This window comes from Phytohabitans rumicis, from assembly GCF_011764445.1.
Lineage (GTDB): Bacteria > Actinomycetota > Actinomycetes > Mycobacteriales > Micromonosporaceae > Phytohabitans > Phytohabitans rumicis.
This window is the reverse complement of record NZ_BLPG01000001.1, coordinates 4681525-4705577: the sequence shown is the minus strand read 5'-3', so window position 1 is coordinate 4705577 and position 24053 is coordinate 4681525. Positions and strand designations below refer to the sequence as shown.

The window sequence follows — 24053 nt, the reverse complement described above, 5'->3', positions numbered from 1 at the left end:
AGCGTGAGATGGATTTCGACGTAACGGTTGAGATCCCTAAGGGTCACCGAAACAAGTACGAGGTCGACCATGTGACCGGCCGGATCAGGCTGGACCGGACGCTTTTCACCGCGACGCAGTACCCGGCCGACTACGGCTTCATCGAGGGCACCCTCGGCGAGGACGGCGATCCGCTGGATGCCCTGGTCCTGGTGCAAGAACCGACGTTCCCGGGCTGCCTGATCCGTTGCCGGACAATCGGGATGTTCCGGATGAAAGACGAAAAAGGCGGCGACGACAAGGTTCTCTGCGTCCCATTCGAGGACCCCCGTCAAGAGCACCTGCGCGACATCCATCACCTGGGCGAATTCGACCGGCTGGAAATCCAGCACTTCTTCGAGGTCTACAAGGATCTGGAGCCGGGCAAGTCGGTCGAGGGCGCGACCTGGGTCGGCCGCACCGAGGCCGAAGCGGAGGTCCGCGCCTCGTACCGGCGCGCCGAATTAGCCGCCCAGCAAGAAACCCCACACTGACAAATTCCCGACTGCGCATCTAGCCCGCGCTTCACTCAAGGCCCGCGCCTCGCGCGTCGATCAAGGACTAGCCCGTCGATCAAGGGCATATGGCCGTGCTTTGATCTCCGATCCACGACCGTTTGTCCTTGATCGGCGCGGAAGTCCTTGATCGGCACGTCACAAGGCGCGGGCCTTGGCGTAAAGGTCCAGGACCGCGCACGCGATCGGGACCACCGAAACCACCATCACCGTGTCGAAGATGTCGGCCGCCCGGCCCAGGTAGGGCGAGGGCGGCCGTTCGGCATACGCCGCCCCGGCGGCGACGATCACCAGCGCGGCGAGCACCCCGCCGGCGGCCAGCCCCGGCAGGACCGACCCGCCCGCCTCCGCCACGACCGCTCCGGCCAGCGCGGCGAGCCCGACCAGCGCGGCCGCCAGCAGCGGCACCCGGTGCTGGACCGCGGCGAAGAGCCGGGACCGCAGCGACAGGATGGCCGCGCACACCGCGACCAGCAACCGTCCGGCCAGGCCGCCGGTAACGACCAGGACCGCGGCCGCCGCGGCGGCGAGGACCGCGTGGCCGATCAGCATCCCGCCGAGCAATTCCTCGGTACGCGCGACCGCGTCGAACACCCGCGCGCGATCCGGCCGGTCGGAGCCGCGCTGGCTGGCGCTCGCTTCGCCCGGGCGGGCTCCAGGGACTGAGAGGCGGCCTCTTCCCTCGTCACCTCGCTCCTCGGTCCAGGCGCCGGCGGCCCCGCGGCCGAAGCCGGGGTCGCCGCCGGAGGGCGGGGTGACCGGCGGCAGCGGCAGCCGGCCGAGGCGGATGGCGATGAGCGGCAGCACGCCGATCCCGCAGGCCAACGCGGCGAGCAGGAGCGCGGCGGCGCCCTTCGCGGGCAGCCCGTACGCGGCGAGCGCGGTCAGCCCGCCGAGCAGCCCCACGATCCCACCGGCGGCGAATACCCGCTGGTGGGCGGCCACCCCGAGCGCGCCGAGCACCGACCCGGCCAGCACCGCCGCCGCGCCACCGAGGAGATCGCTCGGCTCCAGCCGGCCGCCGGAGCCCGCCACGAAGGCGTACGGCAGGGCGCACCCGGCGAGCACCGCGCCGGCGGGACCGTCCCGGTGGGCGCGGGCGGCCAGCGTGCCGGCCAGGAGGAGCAGCACGCTCGCCCCGGCGGCCAGCGTTCCCGGTGAACCGGTACGCAGCAGGGCGGCCAGCCCGAGGGCGAGCAGCACGGCCGCCGCGCCGAGGGTGGCGACCCGGGTGGCTCCAGCCGACCACGCGGCGCCCCGGCGGCGGGCACCCTCGGCGATCGCCTCCACCACGTCGTCGTACTCCGGCTCGGCCCACCGGACCCGGGCCGGCACCAGAAAGAGCAGCTCGCCGTCGCGTACCCCTTGCGGTTGCAGAGGCTGGCCGCCGGACAGCGCCGCGCCGTCCGCGCGGCGCAGGACCCAGCCGCCGTGCCGCTCGCCGTCGTCGGCGAGCCCGTCGCCGGCGTGGCGCAGCACTTCGGGCAGCAGCTCGGCGACCGGTACGTGCTCGGGGAGGGCGACGTCGAGGCGGCGCCGCGGGGTGGTGATCGTGACCCGCGCCAGTCCGGCAGTCACTAGCGCCTCCCTCATTGAGGGGTCTCCATCGCGGGGCAGTTTACCTACGATGTGCGGTTGGGAGGTGACCCGAGCGTGACGACGGTCCTCTTGCGACGGCCGGCCCGGCGGCCCGCGCCCGAGATCCCGACCGGGGAGGTGCGTGTCGACCCGCCGCCGGAGATACCGCAGGTGGTCGGGGCCGCTGGCAGCAACTGCTGATGGTGTTGCCGATGCTCGGCGGCGGCGTGGCGATGGCCATGATGGTGGGCCACGGCGGCGGCACCTACTCGTACGTCGTGGGCGCGGTCTTCGGCGTTTCGTCCCTGGCGATGCTGGCCTCGTGGGGCGGTGCCGGCGGCCCGAAGAAGGCGGAGATGATGGCCGCCCGGCGGGACTACCTGCGGCAGCTCGCCAACCTGCGGCGCCGGGTGCGCGACACGGTCGTCAGGCAGCGGACCGGCCTGCTCTACCGCCATCCCGACCCGGAGCGGCTGTGGTCCACAGTGGCCAGTCATCGGCTGTGGGAGCGCCGGCCCGCCGATCCCGACTTCGGCGTCGTACGCGTCGGCCTCGGCCCGCAGACGCTCGCGACGCCGCTGGTGCCGCCGGCCACCCGCCCGCTCGACGACCTCGAACCCATGACCGCCGGAGCGCTGCGGCGCTTCCTCGACGCGTACTCGGTGGTGCCGGACCTGCCGGTGGCGCTGTCGCTGCGCGGCTTCGCCCGGGTCTACCTGGGCGGCGACGCGCGGGCGCTGGCCCGCGCGATGGTGGTCCAGCTGTCGGTCTTCCACGCCCCGGACGACCTGCGCATTGCGGTCTGCGCGGGTCCGGAGCGGCGGGCGGCGTGGGAGTGGGTCAAGTGGCTGCCGCACGCGCAGCACCCGAGCCGCACCGACGCGCTCGGCCCGGTACGGCTGGTGGCCGGCTCGGCCGGCGAGCTGGACCGGCTGCTCGGCGACGTGATCGGCGACCGGTCGCACGTCGTCGTGGTGCTCGACGGCGCGTCCTGGCCCCGGGGCGGGGGCGTCGAGGGTGTCTCCGTCCTCGACCTGGACGGCCGGCCGCCCCGGCTGCCCGACCCGGCCACGCTGGTCGTGGCGGTCGGCGACGGCGGCCGCCTCGTCGCGGACTCGGGCGACGGGCCGGCCGAGGTCGGGCGCGCCGACGGTCTGGGCGTGCCGGAGGCGGAGGCGGTGGCCCGGCGGCTCGCGCCGTTTCGGCTGGCCACCGCGGCCGACGCCGCCGACGCGCCGCCGGGCGGCGAGCCCGGCCTCGCCGAGCTGCTGGGCCTGCCCGACCCGGCGGCGTTCTCGACGGTGGACGGCTGGGCGCCGCGGGCCGGACGGGACCGGCTGCGCGTGCCGATCGGGGTCAGCGCGGCGGGCCGGCCGGTCGAGCTGGACCTCAAGGAGTCCGCCCAGGACGGCATGGGGCCGCACGGGCTGCTCATCGGCGCGACCGGCTCGGGCAAGTCCGAGCTGCTGCGCACGCTGGTGCTCGGCCTGGCGGCGACGCACTCGTCCGAGGTGCTGAACTTCGTGCTGGTCGACTTCAAGGGCGGCGCGACGTTCGTGGCGCTGGACCGGCTGCCGCACACCGCCGCGGTCATCACCAACCTGGCCGACAAGCTGCCGCTGGTCGACCGGATGGTGGACGCGATCAACGGCGAGGTGGTCCGCCGCCAGGAGATCCTGCGCCGGGCCGGCAACTTCGTCAGCCTGCGCGACTACGACCAGGCGCGAGCCGGCGGCGCGCCGCTCGCCCCGCTGCCGTCGCTGCTGGTGGTGTGCGACGAGTTCGCCGAGCTGCTCGCCACGAAGCCGGACTTCATCGAGCTGTTCCTCCAGATCGGACGGTTGGGGCGGTCGCTGGGCGTACACCTGCTGCTCGCCTCGCAGCGGCTCGACGAGGGGCGGCTGCGCGGGCTGGACACGCACCTGTCGTACCGGATCGGGCTGCGCACGTTCTCGGCGCTGGAGTCGCGGGCGGTGCTCGGCGTGCCCGACGCGTACGAGCTGCCGCGCTCGCCCGGACACGGGTTCCTGAAGTTCGGCACCGAGCCGCTGGTGCGGTTCAAGGCGGCGTACGTCTCCGGGCCGTTCCGGCGGGCCGCCGACCGGGAGCCCGCCGGGCGCGCGGGTCGGCACCGGGTGCTGCACTACGGGACACACTTCGTGCCGGCGCCCACCCCGCTCGTGGCGGCGGAGGGCGGACCCAGCCTGCTCGATCTCATTGCCGACCGGCTGGCCGGACAGGGCCCGCCGGCGCACCGGGTCTGGCTGCCACCGCTGGCCGACCCGCCCGCGCTGGACGAGCTGCTCGGCTCGGTCGGCTCCGACCCGGCCCGCGGCCTCACCGTCGCCAACCCGGACCTGCGCGGCGGGCTGCAGGTGCCGGTGGCGGTGATCGACAAGCCGTTCGACCAGCGCCGCGACGTGCTGTGGCTGGCGCTGTCCGGGGCAGCCGGGCACGTGGCGGTGGTCGGCGGGCCGCAGAGCGGAAAATCCACTGTGGTCCGCACGATGATCTGCGGGCTGGCGCTGACCCACACCCCGGCCGAGGTGCGGGTGTACTGCCTGGACTTCGGCGGCGGTTCGCTCGGCTCGGTGCGCGGGCTGCCGCACGTCGGCGGGGTGGCCGGGCGGCTCGACGCGGAGGCCGTACGCCGTACCGTCGGCGAGGTCGCCACGCTCCTCGCCGCGCGCGAGGGCGGCGCCGCGGTCGACGGCCACGTCTTTCTCGTCGTGGACGGTTGGGCCACGCTGCGCGGCGAGTACGACGACCTGGAGCCCATGATCACGGACATCGCCACCCGCGGCCTGTCGTACGGCGTACACGTCGTCGCCGCGGCCTCCCGCTGGCTGGACTTCCGGCCGGGAATGCGAGACCTCTTCGGCTCCCGGCTCGAACTGCGCCTCGGCGACCCCACCGACTCGACCGTGTCCCGCAAGGCCGCGCTGACCGTCCCGGAAAGCGTCCCTGGGCGGGGCATCACCACCGAGGGCCACCACTTCCTCACCGCACTGCCCGCGCTGGCCGCCCTCGGTGGCGAGCCCGCCGCGCTGGTCAACGCCGTCGCCGCCGGCTGGGCGGGGCCGCCGGCACCCCGGGTACGCCTGCTGCCGGCCGTCCTGCCGTACCCGGAGCTGGATCTCGACGCGTCCGCCGGGCTACGGCTGCCGATCGGGATCGCCGAGGCCGACCTGCTGCCCGTCGAGATCGACTTCACGAGCGAGCCGCACTTCGTGCTCTTCGGCGACGCGGAGTGCGGCAAGTCGTCGTTCCTGCGCGCGCTCGCCACCTCGGTCACCCGGCGCTTCGCGCCGTCCGAGGCCCGGCTCATCCTGGTCGACTACCGGCGCAGCCTCCTCGGCGCGATCGACTCCGAGCACCTCATCGGGTACGGCACGACGTCCGCCACCACGGCACAGCTCACCGAGTCCGTCGCCGGCTACATGCGCAAGCGGCTGCCAGGGCCCGACGTGACGCCGCAGCAGCTGCGCGACCGGTCATGGTGGACCGGTCCGGAGCTCTTCGTCCTGGTCGACGACTACGACCTCGTCGCCACCGCACCCGCCAACCCGCTCCTGCCGCTGGTGGAATTTCTCACCCAGGCGCGGGACATCGGCCTGCACCTGGTGCTGACCCGGCGAGCCGGCGGCGCGTCCCGGGCGCTGTACGAGCCGGTGCTCCAGCGGCTGCGTGAACTGGCCGCACCGGGCCTGGTCATGTCCGGCGACAAGGACGAAGGTGCCCTGGTCGGAGCCGTACGCCCGGCGGTCCTGCCACCCGGTCGAGGCCGGCTGGTCACCCGCAAGGAAGGGGTACGCCTGATCCAACTCGCTCACCTGCCGGCGTGATCTTCTCGCCCAGATGCTCTTCCGCAAACACATCGACGGGGTAACCTGCCTCGTACGACTCTGCCCGGAATGAGGGGGCGACTCGGCGGCGGCTGAGTCGTTAACCCGAACTGGAGGCCACACTGAGATGAGGCAGTCGCGCCATCGGTTCGCTGGGGCCGTGTTGATTGCGGTGGTCGGCATCGCCGGCGCATCGACCATCACGGCAACCCCCGCGCAGGCGGCTGCGGTGGCGGTGCGGCAGGACCCGGTACGCGAGGATCAGTGGCAACTCGACGAACTGCGGGCCAGCCACGCCTGGCGGCACTCGACCGGCGAGGGCGTCACCGTCGCGGTGATCGACTCCGGTGTGGACGGCAGCCATCCCGATCTCGCCGGCCAGGTGCTCCCCGGGATCGACCTCGTGGCGGGCAGCGGCGACGGGCGCACTGACCCGGTCGGCCACGGCACCACCGTCGCCGGCCTCATCGCCGGGCGCAACGACGACAGCAGCGGCGTCCTGGGCCTCGCTCCCAGCGCCAAGATCTTGCCGGTCCGGGTGCTGGACGCCGAAAACCGGTACGACGACGCGCTCATCGTCGCCAAGGGTGTGCGCTGGGCGGTCGACAACGGCGCCCGCGTGATCAACCTGTCCCTCGGCGGCAGCGGCGACAGCCCCGCCCTCGCCGCCGCCATCGACTACGCGTTCGCCCGCGACGTCGTCGTGGTGGCCTGCACCGGCAACCTCGCGCCCGAAGCCCCCACCGAGGTGTGGTACCCGGCCCGCGAGCCCGGCGTCGTCGCCGTCACCGGCCTCGAACGCGAGAGCGAAAGCCTCTGGTCCGGCGCGATCACCGGCGGGGCGACCGTGCTCTCCGCCCCGGCCACCGGTCTGCTCGGCGCCCGACCCGGCGGCACCTGGAAGGTCCAGGGCACCAGCTTCGCGGCGCCGCTGGTCAGCGCGACGGCGGCGCTGGTCCGGTCGCGGTGGCCCGGCATGTCGGCCGCCACCGTGGTCAACCGCCTGATCAGCACCGCCGACGACCTGGGGGCGGTGGGCCGCGACGACCGCTTCGGCTACGGCCTCGTCGACCCGGTCGCGGCGCTCACCACGGGCATCTCCACGGTCGAGCGCAACCCGCTGGACAACAACGACCCGCCGGGCGTGGCCGGGTTCGGCGCCGCCCCCGGGGTGACGACCGCCGAGGCAGCCACCGCCGACGGACCGCACACGGTCGGCGGCAAGGCACCCGGCACCACCGCAGGCTGGGCCGCCGAGCCCGTCGGCGCCGTCGAACACCACCACGGCGGCCTGTTCGGCGGCGCCACCGTGTTGATCGCACTCCTGAGCGCCGCCGCGGTAGTCCTCCGCCGCCGCCTCCGCCGCTAACCCCTCCCCCTCCCCCGCCCCGCCCCGCGCCCTCCCGCCCCGCGCCCCGACGCCCTCTCGCGCGCCGCACCGCGCCCTCCCTCCCCGCCGTGCGTCGATCAAGGCCCCGTGCGTCGATCAAGGGCAAACGGCCGTGCTTTGATCTCCAAACCACGACCGTTCGCCCTTGATCGGCGGGCATTCCCTTGATCGACGCGCTGAGCGCGGGCTCCATGCGAGCGGCGCGGGGCGCTTGGCGGGCCTAGGCGGGCGGCAAGACGGTGCAGGCCCTGGCGGGCGTGAGTAGGGCGCCCTGGTTGCGCGCCCGGCCGTGAGTGGGGCGCCCTTACTCCACTCCTGACGGCTACAGGGCGCCCCCAAGGCCGGGTAGTTAAGGGTTCCTGGATGCTGTCAAGCGGCGCCGGTTGGTCGCTTGCCGGCCAGTGGACTTGGTGGGGCAGGGCGGGATCTTGTATCCGGATGTATCCGACATAACCGGACCCAAGATCCCGGTACGCCCCACCCAAGTCGAGCGACCGACGCCAGCCTGCGGTGATCATGAGGTTAGCGTCAGGGCAAGCGCTCTCCCTAACGCTAACCTCATGATCACCGCGGCAATCGGGCTACCGCCCGAGTGGTCAGGGAACGGCGCCACCATCGGCGGCGCACCTTGCGCTGTACCGGGTTCCCCTAACTACCGGCCTTGGGGGCGCCCCACTCACACGCCAACGCCCAACCGGGGCGCCCTACTCACGCCCGCACCGCCCCTGGCCGACCACGCCAACTCCCCGCCACCCGCCGCCCCACCGCGCCCCACCGCGCCCCGCCGCCATCATCCTCCGTCGATCAAGGACTTTTGCGTCGATCACGGGCAAACGGCCGTGCTTTGATCTCCAAACCACGACCGTTTGCCCTTGATCGACGCAAAAGCCCCGGCGCAAAAGCCCTTGATCGACGCAAAGCCCGCGGCGCAAAAAGCCCCCGGCGCGCAAGTCCTTGATCGGCGCGCGAGGCCGCGCACACGGCGCGGGCGAAGAGTGCCGGACCCGCGGCGGTCCCAGGGCCGTCCTACGTGCAGTCGCCGGTCGTTGTCGCCCGGGTACGGCTCTGGCCGGCCGTGGCCACCGGCCCGGCCTCCTGGGCGGTCACCGCGAACCCCGTCGTACGGTCGTCCGCCGCCGCCGCGAAGATCACGCCGAGCACCTGCCCGTTGGCGGAGACCAGCGGACCGCCGGAGTTGCCGCTCCGGACCAGCGCCCGAATCGTGTAGATCTCCCGGGTCACGTCGCCCGAGTTGTAGATGTCCGGACCGGTGATCTCGCCGACGTCGCGTACCCGGGCCGGCTGGGCGTTGTACGGGCCGTCCAGGGGGAAGCCGATCACGATCGCGTCGGTGTTGGTCGGCGCCTTCCGGGTCACGAACGGCATCACCGGGGCGTCCAGGCCGGGCACGTAGATGACGGCGAGGTCGCGGTCCGGGTCGTACACGACGACGCGCCCGTCGAGCTTTTCGTCGCCGAGCTCGATCTGGACCGAGTTGGTGCCGGCCACCACGTGGGCGTTGGTCATGACCCGCTCCGACGCGTACACGAAGCCGGAGCCCTCGATGCGCCGCGAGCAGCTCCGCGCCGAGCCGAGCACCTTCACCACGGACTGCCGCGAGTTGACCACGACCTTGGAGTTGGCCAGCGCCGGGTCGGGCGCGGCGACCTCGCGGGCCCGGGTCGGTGCCAGGTTGCCGAAGACCTCCGGGAAGCCGCGGGTGTCGACGGTGGTGCGCAGCGCGTCGGAGAGCGCCTGCGCCTGCTGGGGCATGACCCGGTTGACGCCGTCCAGCAGGGCGCTGTTGCGCACCGAGCTGGCCAGCCACGGCAGCGACGACGACCCGAGCGGCACGGCCACCAGCCAGGCCACCACGAGCACGGCGAGCACCGAGACCAGTGCCCCGCCCGCGTCGTCCACCTTCCGCCCGGTTGGGCTGGTGATGGCGTGCCGCAGGTGGGTGCCCAGCCAGCCCGCCAGCGCCTGCCCGAGGACGGCGAGACCGAAGATGGCGATGAGCGAGACGACGACCCGGATGGCGTCGTCCGCGAACCGCTGGGCGACCAGCGGTCCCAGTTGCAGACCGATCAGCGCGCCGCCGAAGAAGCCGGCGAAGGACAGTGCCCCAATAACGAATCCCTGTCGGTATCCGCTGATAGCGAACAACAGCATGAGGAGCACAAGAGCGACATCGATGGCGGACACGCGTCAAGGGTACGGGGGTCCGGCCACCACTGAAGCCGACGCGCTGTCCGAGCCCGTCAGCCGACGTCGGTGCCCGCTGCCGGAGCCGGCTGCGGAGTGCTGACGGGCAGCTCAGCGATCCGATCCCGGGGCCACGGCCGGGCCCAGCCCGCCATCTCGAGCAGCGCGGAGAGCACCCCCGCGGTGAACCCCCAGACGAGCATCCCGCGCACCTGAAACGCCGGACCGACCCAGCCGCTCGGATGCCGTACCTGCAGGCGGTTGGCCGGATCGACCAGCTCGGCGACCGGCAGCCGGGCGACCCGGGCGACCTCTTCCGGAGCCCGCGGATGCACTTCGTGTGGCGCATGCCACCATGCCAGCACCGGCGTCACCACGAAGTCACTGACCGGAATCCACAGCTGCGGCAGCTGAGCGAGGACGGTCACGCTGGCCGGCGCGAGGCCGACCTCCTCCTCCGCCTCCCGCAGCGCGGTCGCCGCCGCGTCGGCGTCGCCGGGGTCGCTCGCGCCCCCCGGAAAGGCGGGCTGGCCGGCGTGCGTCCGGAGGGTTTCGGCCCGCTGCAGCATCAACACGTCAGGCTCGCCGTGCTGCTCTCCCAGCAGCACGAGTACGGCGCTCGCCCGGCCGCCCTCGGGTGGGGTGGGCAGGCGGGTGAAGTCTTCGACCCGCGCCGTACCCAACCGGTCCAGCAGGGGTCGCAGCCACTCCGGCACCCCGTTTGCTCGGGTCACGGCAGCGTCACTCCCAGGTGGCGGGCGGCGAGGGTCGCGAGCGTGGCGTCGTCGAGCGCGGTCGAGTTGTAGAGGTGCCGGACCCGCCCCTCCCGGTCGACGAAGAGCGTCGCCGGCAGCGCGGTCACCCGCAGTTTGATCCGCAGCTGCTCGGACGGGTCGTACAGATTGGGGTACGTCAGGCCGGCGTCCGTGGCGAGCGAGGTGGCGGCCGACCGGTCGTCGCGGGTGTCGACGCCGATGACGGTCACCTTGCCGGCGGCCCGGTCGGCGAAGCGCTGGAAGGCCGGCAGCTCATCCCGGCACGGCGGGCACCAGGAGCCCCACAGGTTGACGATGGCCGGACCGCGGATCGCCCGCACCGAGACCGTCTCGCCCCCGGTGAAGCACGGCAGCGCGACGTCCGGCAGCGGCTGGGCGTCACCAGCCGTCGCGGCCGCGGCGCCGGAGCCGGCGGGCGGCGTGGTCACCGCGGCACAGTCCGCGAACGGCGGCGCCGCCTCGGGCTGCGCCGGCTCGCCGCCACCGCCGCTACATCCAGCGACCAACAGCAACGCCAGTAAGGACGCTGTTTTCACGGCACGTCCGGCTTTCACGGCACGTCCGGCGCCGCCATCGCCCCGGCCGGCACCAGCTCGGGATCGACGCCGGCGGCCACCGCCAGCTCGCGGGCGCGGGGACCCTTGAGCAGCTTGGCCGCGGCGGCCGCCTCGGTCGGACCGGTCCCGTACGACGGGCACATCTTGGTCAGCGTGCACGCCCCACAGGCCGGCTTGCGGGCGTGGCAGACCCGGCGGCCGTGGAAGATCACGCGGTGCGAGAGCATCGTCCACTCTCGCTTTTCGATGAGCGCGCCGATGGCGTGCTCGATCTTCACCGGGTCGGTCTGCTCCGTCCACTCCCACCGCCGCACGAGCCGCTGGAAGTGGGTGTCGACGGTGATGCCCGGCACGCCGAACGCGTTGCCCAGGATCACGTTGGCGGTCTTGCGACCGATGCCGGGGAGCCTGACCAGCTCGTCGAGCGTGCGCGGCACCTCGCCGTCGTACTGCTCGACCAGCACCTGGCCGAGCCGCATCACCGAGTTGGTCTTGTTGCGAAAGAAGCCGGTCGGCTTGAGTAGCCCTTCGAGCTCGGCCCGGTCGGCGCCGGCGTAGTCGGCCGCGGTCGGGTAGCGGGCGAACAGCTTGGGCGTGACCTCGTTGACCCGCACGTCGGTGGTCTGTGCGGACAGGATCGTCGCCACCGCGAGCTGGAGCGGGGTCTCGTGGTTGAGCTCGCAGTGCGCGTCGGGGTGGGTCTCCTCCAGCACGCGCGCCATCTTGCGCGCCCGGCGCTTGCGGGACAGGTCACTGGATGCACGGGCCACGCGCGAAAGAGTACGCCCAGGCTGTGACACTCAGCCGGCAGAGGAGACGCTGATCTTGCCGGTGCGCTCCAGGGTGGCGCCCGTCGTGGGGAAGTCCGACTCGCTCAGCTCCCGTACCGCCTCGGCGCCGCGGTGCTCGTCGTCCAGGGCCGGCAGGCCGCCCGCGTTCAGGTAGGTGGAGGTGAGCTGGCCGCCCGCCCAGGTGCCGTCCGCGGTCAGCGAGACCTTGAGCACCCCGCCCAGCCCGAGCGGCCCGTCCTTGCGGAGCGTCCCGGCGCCGCCGGCGAAGTTGCCCAGGCTGTACGCGATAAGCCGGCCCTGGTAGAACTCCATCGCCCGGAGCACGTGCGGCCCGTGGCCCACGATGAGGTCGGCGCCCGCGTCGATCATGGCGTGGGAGAACTTGACCGGGTCGCCCCTGTTCTCCCCCAGGTACCGCTCGGTGCCCGGCTTGACGTGGCGCTTGTCGGCGCCCTCCGCGCCCATGTGCACCTGCACGACCACCAGGTCGGCCAGGCCCGCCGCCTTTTCCACCACCTCGGCCGCCGCGACGATGTCGACCAGGCTGTTGGACCACGAGTACGACGAGAAGCCCGCCACCGCCACCCGTACGCCCTCGACGTCCACCACCGTGATCTCGTCGGGCGCGCCGGTGTGCTTCAGCCCGTGCTCGGTCAGCGCCTGCTGGGTGTTGCGGAACCCGGCCGCGCCGTAGTCGTGCCCGTGATTGTTGGCCATGTTGAGCACCTCGAAGCCGGCGTCCCGCAGGTGCCCGGCGTACGACGGGGGCACCCGGTACTGGTAGCAGTTGGTGGACTTGGGCCCACACTTGCCGGCGCCGGTGTCGTCGGTGAGCGGCTCCTCCAGGTTGCCCATGACGAGGTCGGCGGCCAGCGCGGCGCGTACCGAATCGAAGAAGCCCTCGCCGCTGTTCGGCGGAAGCTTGCCGGGCGCGTTGCCCATGATGATGTCGCCGGTGGCGGACAGCGAGATGCTCCGGCCGGCCGCCTTGCCGGATGGCGGCGCGGCGGTGGGCTCGGCCGTGTCCTCTACCGCGCTGTCCCGCCACACCGGCGCGGCCGACCGGTGCTCCTCGCCGAGGATGGCGACGGCGCCCACCGCGACGCCCGCCATCACCGCCAGCGCGGCGCACGCGACGCCGATCCATCGACCGGCGCCGTAGGCTCGCTGACTGGGACTCATCGCCCAGGGACAATACCTGCCGGCCGCTACGCACGCCGCCCGGGACCGCGCTCTGACCAGGGCATTCCGGACCCTTTGCCGGTGCCGCCGCCGGCCCGTACGGCGGCGTGGACGGCGCGGGCGACCCGCGCGCCCCACTCCGAGCGCGGGCCACCGTACGCGGCGGGCGGCCCGTCGTGCGCGCAGAGGATCGAGACGGCGTCGGTGGCCGTACCCGTGGCGGGGAGGCCGAGGTCCCACAAGGCCTGCGCCTTCGCCTCGGTGGCCGTGGCGACGGCGTTGACCAGCGCGGCGTCGGACAGGCGGACCGGCACGCGCACGACGATGTTGACCGTGCCGGCGGCCGGCGGGGCGTCCGACGGCGGGGCCGCCGCCCAGATCGGGTCGCCGAGCCCGACGGTGGCCCAGACCCGTACGCCGCCGTCGCCGGCCGACACCACCTCGGCGACGTCGACGCCGGTGAGCAGTCCGATGCCGGGGCCGGTCAGCCCGAGACACTCGGCCAGCTCGGTGAGGTGCACGTCCGGATCGTCCCGGCGGTACGACATGGGCACGGTCGCGTTGACCACCCACCCTCGTACGCCGATCCCGCCGCCCAGCGGGGCCGACGAGATCGCCAGCAACGGCTCGTCGAGCCGCCACACGAGCAGCGGAATGTCGTATCCGTCCTCGCGGCGCATAGTCAAGATCGGCTCGACGGGCATCCACCGAAGCCTACGGCTCGCGCAGATCAAGTTTCCGGGGGTGGACGCCCGATTCTCCCCCCGGTACGCCTAGACTTACTCCGCGCGTCGAAACGACGCAGGCGGAGGTGGGGCGCGATGGACGAGGTACTGGCCCGCAGCGGGATCTTCCAGGGCGTCGACCCCGAGGCGGCGGAAGCGCTCGCCAAGGAGATGGAGACGATCGAGACCCGCAAGGGCGAGGTCGTGTTCAACGAGGGCGAGCCCGGCGACAGCCTCTACATCGTGCTGTCCGGCAAGATCAAGTTGGGTCGGCGCGCCGCCGACGGCCGGCAAAACCTCATCTCCGTCATGGGGCCGTCCGACATGCTCGGCGAGCTGTCCCTCTTCGACCCGGGTCCACGCACCGCCACGGCGACCGCGGTCACCGACACCCGCCTGGCCCGGCTGCGCAAGCAGGCCCTGCGGCCGTGGCTCAACAACCGTCCGGAGATCGCCGAGCAGCTCCTACGCGTGCTGGCCCGCCGGCTCCGCCGCACCAACGACGCGCTCGCCGACCTGATCTTCACGGACGTGCCCGGCCGGGTAGCGAAGAACCTGCTCCAGATGGCCGGCCGGTTCGGCACCCGCGACGGCGGCGTGCTGCGGGTGACCCACGACCTCACCCAGGAGGAGCTGGCCCAGCTCGTCGGCGCGTCCCGCGAGACGGTCAACAAGGCGCTGGCCGACTTCGCGTCCCGCGGCTGGCTCCGGCTGGACGGCAAGAGCGTCATCATCCTCGACCCGGAGCGGCTGGCCCGCCGCGCCCGCGTCTGAGCACCCGGCTCGGTTGCCCGAGCCGTTCGCTCTGATCAAAAACAAGCAGGCTTGACTGTTTGTTTTTCACGCGGGAGGCTGGCAACCGTGCCGGTACGGACGCCACAACAGCAGCGCAGTCGCGCCACCCAGGCCCGCCTTCTGGAGGCGACCGTGGAGTGCCTGGTCGAGCGCGGCTGGTCGGGCACGACCACCACGGTCGTCGCCGCTCGGGCCGGTGTCTCGCGCGGCGCCCAGCTACACCACTACCCGACCAAGGCGTCTCTGGTCATGGCGGCCGTCGGGCACCTCGCCGAGCGCCGCGCGGAGGAGATCCGCACCGAGGCGGCCCTGCTCCCGGCGGGCACCCAGCGGCTCGACCGGCTGATCGACATGCTCGCCGCCGCGTTCACCGGGCCGCTCTTCGTCGCGGCCCTGGAGTTGTGGGTGGCCGCCCGCACCGACGCGGAGCTGCGCGCCGCGCTGGTGCCGTTGGAGGCCAAGGTCGGCCGGGAGATGCACCGGCTGACCGTCGACCTGCTGGGTGCGGACGAGCGCACCCCGGGCGTACGGGAGGCCGTGCAGGCCACCCTCGATCTGCTCCGCGGGCTCGGCGTCGCCAACCTGCTCTCGGACGACTCGCACCGCCGCACCGCCCTGCTCGCCGCGTGGAAGCGGCAGCTCGCCACCGTCCTCGCCAGCGGGAGGTAATCGATGGTCGATCTCGCCGTACTGCTCGCCGATCTCGCCGACGAGTCGGCGGACCTGGACGCCCGGGTCGGCCCGCTGCCGGATGCGCACTGGGCCCGGCTGACGCCCGCCGACGGCTGGACCATCGGGCACCAGATCGCGCACCTGGCCTGGACCGACCACGTCGCGACGCTCTCCGCCACCGACCCGGACGCGTTCTTCGCCTCGCTGGCCGGGTCCGCGGTTGACCCCGAGCACTTCGTCGACCGGGGCACCGAAGAGTTCCTGGCGCCGCCCGCCGAGCTGCTCGCCCGCTGGCGGGCCGGGCGCGCGGCGCTCGCCGAGGCGCTGGCCGCCGCGCCGCCAGGGGCCAAGCTGCCCTGGTACGGCACCGCCATGTCGCCCGTCTCGATGGCCACCGGCCGGATCATGGAGACCTGGGCGCACGGCCAGGACGTCGCGGACACCCTCGGGCACCGGCGCACCCCGACCGAGCGCCTGCGGCACATCGCGTACCTCGGCGTCCGTACCCTCACGCACAGCTTCCTGACCCACGGCCGCGCGGCGCCGGCGGCGCCGGTCCGGGTCGAGCTGATCAGCCCGTCCGGCATCTGGGAGTACGGTCCGAGCGACGCCACCGACCGGGTCACCGGCCCGGCGTTGGACTTCTGCCTGCTCGTCACGCAGCGCCGGCACCGCGCCGACCTGGCCCTCGTCGCCACCGGCCCGGTCGCCGACGAGTGGCTCGACGTCGCGCAGGCGTTCGCCGGGCCGCCCGGCATCGGCCGCCAGCCCTCCGGTGCGCGGCCATGATCCGGATCGGCAACGCGTCCGGCTTTTACGGCGACCGCTTCTCGGCCTGGCGGGAGATGCTCGACGGCGGTCAGCTCGACGTGCTCACCGGCGACTACCTGGCCGAGCTGACCATGCTGATCCTCGGTCGCGACCGCCTCAAGGACCCTCGCTGGGGTACGCGCGCACGTTCCTGCGCCAGATGGAGGACTGCCTCGGCACGGCGGCCGACCGCGGCGTACGCATCGTGACCAACGCGGGCGGCCTCAACCCGGCGGGCCTGGCCGCCGCGCTCACCGCGCTCGCCGACCGGCTCGGCCTCCGCACCAGGATCGGGTACGTCACCGGCGACGCCGTGGACCACCCCGGTGCCCTGGTCGCCAACGCCTACCTCGGCGCGTTCGGGATCGCGTCCTGCCTTACGGCCGGCGCCGACGTCGTGGTCACCGGCCGGGTCACCGACGCGTCCTTGGTGGTGGGGCCGGCGATCGCGCACTTTGGCTGGGACCGGGCCGACCTCGACGCGCTGGCCGGGGCCACCGTCGCCGGCCACATCCTGGAGTGCGGCGCCCAGGCCACCGGCGGCAACTTCAGCTTCTTCACCGAGCTGCCGGACGGCGGGCGGCGGCCGGGCTTCCCCGTCGCGGAGGTGCACGCCGACGGCTCCAGCGTGATCACCAAGCACCCCGGCACGGGCGGCGCGGTCACGGTCGACACGGTCACCGCCCAACTCGTGTACGAGGTGGGCGCGCCGGCGTACCTCGGTCCGGACGTGGTCACGCACCTGGACACGGTGACGCTCACGCCCGACGGACCGGACCGGGTACGCGTCAGCGGGGTCCGCGGCACGCCCCCGCCGCCCACTCTCAAGGTCGGCGTCAACACCATCGGCGGGTACCGCAACGCGATGACGTTCGTGCTCGGCGGGCTGGACATCGACGCCAAGGCGGCCCTGGTCCGGACCCAGCTGGAGGACGCGGTCGGCAAGGACGGCCTGGAGTTCGTGCTCACCCGTACGGAGGACGGCGCTCTGCTCCTGGCCCACATCCGCGACGGCGACCCGAAGCGCGCCGGCCGGAGGTTCTCGGCCGCCGCGGTGGAGCTGGCCCTGGCGTCGTACCCCGGCTGCACCCTGACCACCCCGCCGGGAGACGCCACCCCGTACGGCGCTTTCACCTCCGCCACCGTCCCCCAGTGCCCCCACCTGGCGATCCACCCGGACGGCACCGCAGTCGCCATCCCCCACCGCCCAAGTGCAAGGAAGGGTCCCTTCCTATGCAAAATCCGATAACAGGGGGCCCTTCCTTGCATCCGGGGCGTGGGGTGGGAGCGCGGTCGGGGGACAAGGGGTCCGACGCCAATGTGGGGGTGTGGGCGCGGAGCGACCACGCCTACGCCGCGCTGCGTGGGTGGTTGACCACCGAGCGGTTCACCCAGCTGCTCCCGGAGACGGCGGGGCTCGACGTCGAGCGGTACGAGCTGCCCAACCTGCGGGCGGTCAACTTCGTGGTGCGCGGGTTGCTCGCCGGGAACCTGGTCGACCCGCAGGCCAAAGGGCTGGGCGAGCGGCTGCGGGCCCGGATCGCGGAGTCGGCGTGAACACCCCCGAGCGGCGGCAGCTGCGCGAGCTGGCCAGGCGGTTCGCCGTACGGGAGATCGTGCCGCACCTCGACGGGTGGGAGCGCGCCGGCCAGGTGCCTCGCGCCCTGCACGCCGCCGCCGCCAAGGTGGGCCTGCTCGGGCTCGGGTACGCCGAGTCGGTCGGCGGCAGCGGCGGTGACCTGCTCGACACGGTCGCGGTGACCGAAGAGATCATCGGGGCGGGCGGGTCGTCGGGGTTGATGGCGGCCCTGTTCACGCACGGCATCGCGCTGCCGCACATCGTCTCGGCCGGCGGCGAGGACCTGACCGACCGCTATGTACGCCCCACGCTCGCCGGTGAGCTGATCGGCGCGCTGGCGATCACCGAGCCGGGCGGCGGTTCGGACGTCGCGGCGATCGGCACGACCGCCCGCCGGGACGGCGACCACTACGTGGTGAACGGCGCCAAGGCGTACATCACCAGCGGGGTACGCGCCGACTTCGTCACCACCGCGGTGCGTACCGAGGGCGGCCTCTCGCTGCTCGTGATCGACCGGGGTACGCCGGGCTTCACGGTGACCGGGCCGCTGGAGAAGATGGGCTGGCACTGCTCCGACACCGCCGAGCTGTCCTTTGTGGACACGATGGTCCCGAAGACCAACCTCGTCGGCCCGGAAGGGCAGGCGTTCCCCCTGATCATGAGGCACTTCGCCAGCGAGCGGATCGCGCTGGCGGTCCACGCGTACGCGGTCGCCCAGCGCTGCCTCGACCTCACGGTCGCCTGGTGCCGGGACCGGCAGACCTTCGGCCGGCCGCTCGCCAGCCGGCAACTCGTCCGCCATCGGCTCGCCGAGATGGCCACCCGCACCGACGCCGCTCGCACGTATGTACACCAGGTCGCGATCCGTGTCGCTGCGGGCGAGCCACTCGTTACGGAGGTGGCGATGGCGAAGAACATCGCTGTCGCGGCGTGCGACTGGGTGGTCGACCAGGCGGTGCAACTGCACGGCGGGTTCGGCTACCTGCGCGGCGCGGAGGTGGAGCGGCACTACCGGGACGCGCGGATCCTCGGGATCGGCGGCGGCACGACGGAGATCATGAACGAGATCATCGCGAAACAGATGGGGGTCTGAGCCATGACCGTCCTGGGCACCGCCATCGACCCGCGCAACCCGTCGTACCTGGAAAACCGCGGCACGATGATCGAACGGCTCGCGGAGCTGGACGCGGCGCTGGACGCCGCCCGCGGCGGCGGCGGCGAGAAGTACGTGACCCGCCACCACGCCCGCGGCAAGCTGCTCCCACGGGAACGCATCGAGCTGCTGCTCGACCGGGATGCGCCGTTCCTCGAACTGTCCCCGGTCGCCGGCTGGGGCACCGACTTCCCGGTGGGCGCCGGCGTGGTGACCGGCATCGGGGTGGTCGAGGGTGTCGAGTGCGTGATCGTCGCGAACGATCCGACGGTACGCGGTGGCGCGGTCAACCCGTACACGTTGAAGAAGACCCGACGGGCCGGCGAGATCGCGCTGGCGAACCGTCTTCCGCTGGTCAACCTGGTCGAGTCCGGCGGCGCCGACCTGCCCAGCCAGGCGGAGATCTTCATACCGGGCGGCCGGGTCTTCCGCGACCTGACCCGGCTCTCGGCGGCGCGCATCCCGACGCTGAGCGTGGTCTTCGGCAACGCGACGGCCGGCGGCGCGTACGTCCCGGGCATGTCGGACTACACGATCATGGTGCGCAACCAGGCGAAGGTCTTCCTGGCCGGGCCGCCGCTCGTGCGGATGGCGACCGGCGAGGTCACCGACGACGAGTCGCTCGGCGGGGCCGCGATGCACGCCGCCAAGTCCGGGCTGGCCGACTTCGTGGCCGAGGACGAGCGGGACGGGATCCGGCTGGCCCGCCAGTGCGTACGCCGGCTGAACTGGCGCAAGGCCGGACCGGCGCCGCGTCTCGCGGTGGCTCCGAAGTACGACGCGGAAGATCTCCTCGCGATCGCCAGCGCCGACCTGAAGGTGCCGTTCGACCCGCGCGAGGTGCTGGCCCGGGTGCTGGACGGCAGCGAGTTCGACGAGTTCAAGCCGGCGTACGGCACCGCGCTCGTCACCGGCTGGGGTGAGCTGCACGGCTACCCGGTCGGGATCCTGGCGAACGCCCGGGGCGTGCTCTTCTCCGAGGAGGCGCAGAAGGCGACCCAGTTCATCCAGCTCGCCAACGCGTCCGACACGCCGCTGCTCTTCCTGCAGAACACGACCGGTTACATGGTCGGCGCCGAGTACGAGCAGCGCGGCATCATCAAGCACGGCGCCCTGATGATCAACGCGGTGGCCAACTCGACGGTGCCGCACGTGACGGTCAACCTGGGTGCGTCGTACGGCGCGGGCAACTACGGCATGTGCGGCCGGGCGTTCGAGCCGCGGTTCCTCTTCAGCTGGCCGAACGCCAAGTCGGCCGTCATGGGCCCGACCCAGCTCGCCGGCGTGCTGTCGATCGTGGCCCGGCAGGCGGCCGAGGCCAAGGGCCAGCCGTACGACGAGGACTCCGACAAGGCCATGCGCGCGATGGCCGAGCGGCAGATCGAGGCGGAGTCGGCCGCGCTCTTCCTCTCCGGCCGGCTCTACGACGACGGGATCATCGACCCGCGCGACACCCGGACCGCGCTCGGGCTCAGTCTGTCCGCGATCCATAGTGGACCGATCAAGGGCGCCGAGGGCTTCGGCGTCTTTCGGATGTGAGGGGTGGCCGCAATGATCAGACGCCTACTGGTGGCCAACCGGGGTGAGATCGCCCGGCGCGTCTTCGCCACCTGCCGGCTGATCGGCATCGAGACGGTGGCCGTCTACTCCGACGCGGACGCCGACTCGCCGCACGTCGCCGAGGCGGACTACGCCGTACACCTGCCGGGGAACGCGCCGACCGCGACGTACCTGCGGGGCGACCTGATGGTGGCCGCGGCCCGCAAGACCGGCGCGGACGCCGTACACCCGGGCTATGGGTTTCTCTCGGAGAACGCGGACTTCGCGGCGGCCGTGGCCGACGCGGGCCTGACCTGGGTCGGCCCGCCAGCCAAGGTCATCAAGGTGATGGGCTCCAAGATCGAGGCGAAGGCGCTGCTGGCCGACGCCGGCGTGCCGATGCTGCCCACCTTCCTGAACCCGGACGAGGTGACCGAGTTTCCGGTGCTGGTCAAGGCGTCCGCCGGTGGCGGCGGGCGGGGCATGCGGATCGTGCGCGACGCGGAGTCGCTCGCCGAGGCCGTGGCCTCGGCCCGCCGCGAGGCGGCCGGCGCGTTCGGCGACGGGACCGTGTTCTGCGAGAAGTACGTGGACCGGGCCCGGCACGTCGAGGTGCAGATCTTCGCGGACACGCACGGGAACGTGGTGCCGTTCGGCGAGCGCGAGTGCTCCATCCAGCGCCGGCACCAGAAGATCATCGAGGAGACGCCGTCGCCGGCCGTCACGCCCACGATGCGCGAGGAGTTGTGCGCGGCCGCCGTGTCCGCCGCCCGCACCGTGGGGTACGTCGGCGCCGGGACGGTCGAGTTCCTGCTCGCGCCGTCCGGCGAGTTCTACTTCCTGGAGATGAACACGCGGCTGCAGGTCGAGCACGCGGTGACCGAGTGCGTGTCCGGCTTCGACCTGGTGCAGCTCCAGCTCCTGGTCGCCGAAGGGCTCCCACTGCCGATCGTCGGGGGCGCGCCGATCCGCGGCCACGCGATCGAGGTGCGGCTCTGCGCGGAGGACCCGGCGTACGCCTGGCTGCCCGCCACCGGCACCCTGCACCGGCTGCGGGTGCCCGAGGTCGCGGCCGAGTTCCGCCCGCTGCTGCAGCCGGGCCTGCGACTCGACTCCGGGGTACGGGACGGCTCGGTCGTCGGCGTGCACTACGACTCGATGCTGGCCAAGCTGATCGCCTGGGCGCCGACCCGGCACGAGGCCGCCCGGCTGCTCGCCTCGGCGCTGACCCGGTCCCAGATCCACGGCGTGGTCACCAACCGGGACCTGCTGGTACGCGTGCTGCGGCACCCGTCGTTCCAGTCCGGCGGCATCGACACCGGCTTCCTGGACCGGCACCCCGAGGTGTTCGCCCCGCTGCTGTCCTCTGTGGACGCCGTACGCGTCTCCTGCCTCGCCGCGGCGCTCGCCGAGGCCGCGGCCCGGCGCTCGTCGGCAGCGGTGCTCAGCTCGCTCCCGTCCGGCTGGCGCAACGTGCCGTCCGCGGCCCAGACCACCCTGTACGACGGTCCCGCCGGCCCCGTCGAGGTCGGCTACCGGCTGGACCGGGCCGGCGAGCTGGCAAGTTGGTGGGTGCGCGCGGTCGACCCGGATGACCTCGACCTCGCGGGTCTCGGCCAGCCGCCGGTCACCGGCGACCACCCGCCGGTCGCGCTCGTGTCGGCCACGCCGGAGGGCGTCGTCCTCGACGTGAACGGCATCCGGCTCTCCCTCGGCGTGGAGCGGATCGGCGACGTGTCGTACGTGGACAGTGCGGAGGGCTCGGTCGCCCTCACCGAGTTGCCCCGCTTCCCCGAACCCACGGCGGAGCTGGCCGAGGGCTCGCTGGTCGCGCCGCTGCCCGGCGCCGTCAGCCGGGTGCTGGTCACCCCCGGCCAGCGCGTCGACGCCGGCGACCTGCTCATGACCCTCGAAGCGATGAAGCTGGAACACCCCGTACACGCCCCGGCCGCCGGGGTCGTGGCCTCCGTGCCGGTCAGCCAGGGCAGCCAAGTCGACACCGGAACAGTCTTAGCGGTTCTCACCCCTCCCGAGTAGGTCCCCCATGGATTTCGAGCTCACCCCTGCACAGTCCGACCTCCGCGACGCGGTCGCCGCTCTTGGCCGCCGCTACGGCCACGAGTACTTCGTGGCCAAGGCCAAAGCCGGCGAGCACACCACCGAGCTGTGGGCCGAGGCCGGCAAGCTCGGCTACCTGGGCGTCAACGTCCCCGAGGAGTACGGCGGCGGTGGCGGCGGCATCACCGAGCTGGCCATCGTGTGCGAGGAGCTGGCCGCGGCCGGCTGCCCGCTGCTGCTGCTCGTGGTCTCGCCGGCCATCGCCGGGACGGTCATCGCCAAGCACGGCACTCCGGCCCAGCGCTCGTCGTTTCTGCCCGGTATCGCCGACGGCACCCGCAAGGTGGCCTTCGCCATCACCGAGCCGGAGGCCGGCTCCAACTTCCACCGGCTCGGCACGACCGCCCGCCGGGACGGCGACGACTGGCTGCTCTCCGGCCGCAAGTGCTTCATCTCCGGCGTGGACGAGGCGTCCTACGTGTTGGTCGTGGCCCGGGTGGCCGCCGGCGACAAGCTCCAGCCGGCGCTCTTCCTCGTCCCGACCGACGCCGCGGGGCTGACCGCGTCCAAGCTGGACATGGAGATCCTCTCGCCGGAAGACCAGTGGCTGCTCTACCTCGACGACGTGCGCCTACCCGCCGACGCGCTGGTCGGCAGCGTCGACGCGGGACTGCCGGCCCTCTTCAGCGGGCTCAACCCGGAGCGGATCACGGTCGCCGCGATGGCCGCCGGCACCGCCCGGTACGCGTTGGCGCGCGCCTCGACGTACACGGCCACCCGGCAGGTGTGGGGCCGGCCGATCGGCGCCCACCAAGGGGTTGCGCACCCGCTGGCGCACGCCGCCATCCAGGTCGAGCTGGCCAGGCTGATGATCGCCAAGGCGGCCACCCTGTACGACGCGGGCCGTGACGTGGAGGCCGGCGTCGCCGCCAACATGGCCAAGTACGCGGCCGCCGACGCCTCGGCGCTCGCCGTGGACACGGCCATCCAGGTGCACGGCGGCAACGGCATGACCACCGACTACGGCGTGGCCACCCTGCTGGGCGCCGTACGCGCCGGCCGCATAGCCCCGGTCAGCCGCGAAATGATCTTGAACTACGTCTCCCAACACGTCCTCGGCCAACCCCGCTCGTACTGAGGCGGGCTAGAGGCCGCTGCAGGCGGTGCCGTTCACCGAGCAGGCGGTCGGGGTCGACACCGAGCCGGTGCGGTTGAACTGGAACCTCAGCAGGGCCACCTTGCCCGCCCCCACCGACGCCCCGCTCGTGAAGATGAAGGCGTTCCCGGACCGTTGGAGCTTGGGCTGCTGCGCGCCCTCCACCCAGAACGTGCGCAGCCCGCCGACGTTGGCCGGGAACTCCAGCCGGACCGTCCAGTTTCGAGCGCCGTTCGCCGAGTTGGCCACTCTCACCTCGCCGATGAACGTGTCGCTGAAGGACTCCACCACCCGGTAGCGCCCGGTCAGTTCGGGAGCCGGCGGCGGTGGGGGTGCGGGCGGTGCCGTGGTCCGGGTCGGCCGCGGTGCGGCCGTCGTACGCGCGGGCGTCGGCGACGGGGTCACCGACGCGCGGGGCGCCTCCGGTGTCGCCACGCCGGAGTCGCCGCTGTCCGGCACGCTCGGCCCGGCCAGGAACGGCGGCGTGTTCGTCACCGCCGCCGGGAGGCTGACTCCGTCAGGATCCGACGGTCGCAGGCTGACGACCGCGAAGACGAGCAATCCGAGCATGATGCCCACGCCGAAGACCGCGGGCACCCACGGCAGCATCTCGACAGCACCGGGCCGCAAAGCCCGGGGTAATCCGCGTCCCACGCGCATAGCCGTCCCCCAACGCCACTCCCCAGCGAGGGATACGCACGGGGCGAGC

General features: G+C 73.0%; 17 protein-coding genes and 2 pseudogenes. 11 read left to right on the top strand and 8 right to left on the bottom strand.

Annotated elements, in window-relative coordinates; all coding sequences use genetic code 11:
• Positions 1-8: 8 nt before the first annotated feature.
• A complete protein-coding gene (locus Prum_RS21165; RefSeq protein ID WP_173078108.1) occupies positions 9-512 on the top strand; it encodes an inorganic diphosphatase in 504 nt (167 codons plus the stop codon).
• A 159-nt stretch (positions 513-671) separates the two neighbouring features.
• Here Prum_RS21165 and eccD read toward each other — a convergent pair whose 3' ends face one another.
• Positions 672-2111 carry a type VII secretion integral membrane protein EccD gene (gene eccD / locus Prum_RS21160; RefSeq protein ID WP_173078107.1) on the bottom strand — a complete coding sequence of 480 codons (1440 nt, stop codon included), beginning with the start codon at positions 2109-2111 and terminating at the stop codon, positions 672-674.
• 75 nt (positions 2112-2186) lie between these two features.
• Here eccD and eccCa point away from each other — a divergent pair.
• Together eccCa and mycP are read left to right on the top strand one after the other, a co-directional pair.
• Positions 2187-5956 (top strand): annotated as a pseudogene (gene eccCa / locus Prum_RS21155) (type VII secretion protein EccCa).
• Between the two features lie 127 nt (positions 5957-6083).
• Positions 6084-7325, top strand: a complete 1242-nt coding sequence (gene mycP, locus Prum_RS21150; protein ID WP_173078106.1) for a type VII secretion-associated serine protease mycosin — start codon at positions 6084-6086, stop codon at positions 7323-7325.
• Between the two features lie 1047 nt (positions 7326-8372).
• Here mycP and Prum_RS21145 read toward each other — a convergent pair.
• From Prum_RS21145 to Prum_RS21120, 6 genes are all read right to left on the bottom strand, one after another.
• Positions 8373-9551 carry a MarP family serine protease gene (locus Prum_RS21145; RefSeq protein ID WP_173078105.1) on the bottom strand — a complete coding sequence of 393 codons (1179 nt, stop codon included), beginning with the start codon at positions 9549-9551 and terminating at the stop codon, positions 8373-8375.
• Positions 9552-9607: 56 nt separating this feature from the next.
• Positions 9608-10285: an NUDIX hydrolase gene (locus Prum_RS21140; protein ID WP_246278011.1), complete on the bottom strand. Its 678-nt coding sequence runs from the start codon at positions 10283-10285 to the stop codon at positions 9608-9610.
• On the bottom strand, positions 10282-10863 hold the full coding sequence (locus Prum_RS21135) for a TlpA family protein disulfide reductase (protein ID WP_173078104.1): 582 nt from the start codon (positions 10861-10863) through the stop codon (positions 10282-10284). The genes Prum_RS21140 and Prum_RS21135 overlap by 4 nt, the downstream gene beginning before the upstream one ends.
• A gap of 14 nt (positions 10864-10877) precedes the next feature.
• Positions 10878-11654 carry an endonuclease III gene (gene nth, locus Prum_RS21130; RefSeq protein WP_281368948.1) on the bottom strand — a complete coding sequence of 259 codons (777 nt, stop codon included), beginning with the start codon at positions 11652-11654 and terminating at the stop codon, positions 10878-10880.
• Between the two features lie 30 nt (positions 11655-11684).
• Positions 11685-12788 carry a CapA family protein gene (locus Prum_RS21125; protein WP_173083972.1) on the bottom strand — a complete coding sequence of 368 codons (1104 nt, stop codon included), beginning with the start codon at positions 12786-12788 and terminating at the stop codon, positions 11685-11687.
• Between the two features lie 95 nt (positions 12789-12883).
• The gene (locus tag Prum_RS21120; protein WP_173078103.1) at positions 12884-13561 is read right to left on the bottom strand and encodes an adenosylcobinamide amidohydrolase; all 678 of its coding nucleotides are present in this window, start codon (positions 13559-13561) and stop codon (positions 12884-12886) included.
• 117 nt (positions 13562-13678) lie between these two features.
• Here Prum_RS21120 and Prum_RS21115 point away from each other — a divergent pair, with 117 nt between their 5' ends.
• The 8 genes and pseudogenes from Prum_RS21115 (at position 13679) to Prum_RS21080 (ending at position 23326) form a co-directional block, all read left to right on the top strand.
• The gene (locus Prum_RS21115; RefSeq protein WP_173057568.1) at positions 13679-14356 is read left to right on the top strand and encodes a Crp/Fnr family transcriptional regulator; all 678 of its coding nucleotides are present in this window, start codon (positions 13679-13681) and stop codon (positions 14354-14356) included.
• 78 nt (positions 14357-14434) lie between these two features.
• Entirely contained in the window at positions 14435-15046 is a 612-nt protein-coding gene (locus Prum_RS21110; protein ID WP_173083968.1) for a TetR/AcrR family transcriptional regulator, read from the top strand.
• Between the two features lie 3 nt (positions 15047-15049).
• Positions 15050-15838 (top strand): TIGR03084 family metal-binding protein, encoded by a 789-nt coding sequence (locus Prum_RS21105; RefSeq protein WP_173078102.1) that lies wholly within the window; start codon positions 15050-15052, stop codon positions 15836-15838.
• A pseudogene (locus Prum_RS21100) lies at positions 15835-17416 on the top strand (acyclic terpene utilization AtuA family protein). The gene Prum_RS21105 and the pseudogene Prum_RS21100 overlap by 4 nt, the downstream one beginning before the upstream one ends.
• Entirely contained in the window at positions 17413-18531 is a 1119-nt protein-coding gene (locus Prum_RS21095) for an acyl-CoA dehydrogenase family protein (RefSeq protein ID WP_173078101.1), read from the top strand. Before Prum_RS21100 ends, Prum_RS21095 begins: the two are co-directional and overlap by 4 nt.
• A gap of 3 nt (positions 18532-18534) precedes the next feature.
• Positions 18535-20130 (top strand): acyl-CoA carboxylase subunit beta, encoded by a 1596-nt coding sequence (locus Prum_RS21090; RefSeq protein ID WP_173078100.1) that lies wholly within the window; start codon positions 18535-18537, stop codon positions 20128-20130.
• A 12-nt stretch (positions 20131-20142) separates the two neighbouring features.
• The gene (locus Prum_RS21085) at positions 20143-22167 is read left to right on the top strand and encodes an ATP-binding protein (protein ID WP_173078099.1); all 2025 of its coding nucleotides are present in this window, start codon (positions 20143-20145) and stop codon (positions 22165-22167) included.
• 7 nt (positions 22168-22174) lie between these two features.
• On the top strand, positions 22175-23326 hold the full coding sequence (locus Prum_RS21080) for an acyl-CoA dehydrogenase family protein (protein ID WP_173078098.1): 1152 nt from the start codon (positions 22175-22177) through the stop codon (positions 23324-23326).
• 6 nt (positions 23327-23332) lie between these two features.
• Here Prum_RS21080 and Prum_RS21075 read toward each other — a convergent pair whose 3' ends face one another.
• Positions 23333-23953 carry a cellulose binding domain-containing protein gene (locus Prum_RS21075; protein WP_173078097.1) on the bottom strand — a complete coding sequence of 207 codons (621 nt, stop codon included), beginning with the start codon at positions 23951-23953 and terminating at the stop codon, positions 23333-23335.
• Positions 23954-24053: the final 100 nt, after the last annotated feature.

Excerpts from the sequence above, each read along its gene's own strand:
- Prum_RS21120 (WP_173078103.1), bottom strand. The coding sequence starts at position 13,561 with ATGCCCGTCGAGCCGATCTTGACTATGCGCCGCGAGGACGGATACGAC.
- Prum_RS21115 (WP_173057568.1), top strand. The coding sequence starts at position 13,679 with ATGGACGAGGTACTGGCCCGCAGCGGGATCTTCCAGGGCGTCGACCCC.
- Prum_RS21080 (WP_173078098.1), top strand. The coding sequence starts at position 22,175 with ATGGATTTCGAGCTCACCCCTGCACAGTCCGACCTCCGCGACGCGGTC.
- Prum_RS21075 (WP_173078097.1), bottom strand. The coding sequence starts at position 23,953 with ATGCTGCCGTGGGTGCCCGCGGTCTTCGGCGTGGGCATCATGCTCGGA.
- Prum_RS21085 (WP_173078099.1), top strand. The coding sequence starts at position 20,143 with ATGATCAGACGCCTACTGGTGGCCAACCGGGGTGAGATCGCCCGGCGC.
- mycP (WP_173078106.1), top strand. The coding sequence starts at position 6,084 with ATGAGGCAGTCGCGCCATCGGTTCGCTGGGGCCGTGTTGATTGCGGTG.
- Prum_RS21090 (WP_173078100.1), top strand. The coding sequence starts at position 18,535 with ATGACCGTCCTGGGCACCGCCATCGACCCGCGCAACCCGTCGTACCTG.
- Prum_RS21125 (WP_173083972.1), bottom strand. The coding sequence starts at position 12,788 with ATGGCGGGCGTCGCGGTGGGCGCCGTCGCCATCCTCGGCGAGGAGCAC.
- Prum_RS21165 (WP_173078108.1), top strand. The coding sequence starts at position 9 with ATGGATTTCGACGTAACGGTTGAGATCCCTAAGGGTCACCGAAACAAG.
- Prum_RS21105 (WP_173078102.1), top strand. The coding sequence starts at position 15,050 with ATGGTCGATCTCGCCGTACTGCTCGCCGATCTCGCCGACGAGTCGGCG.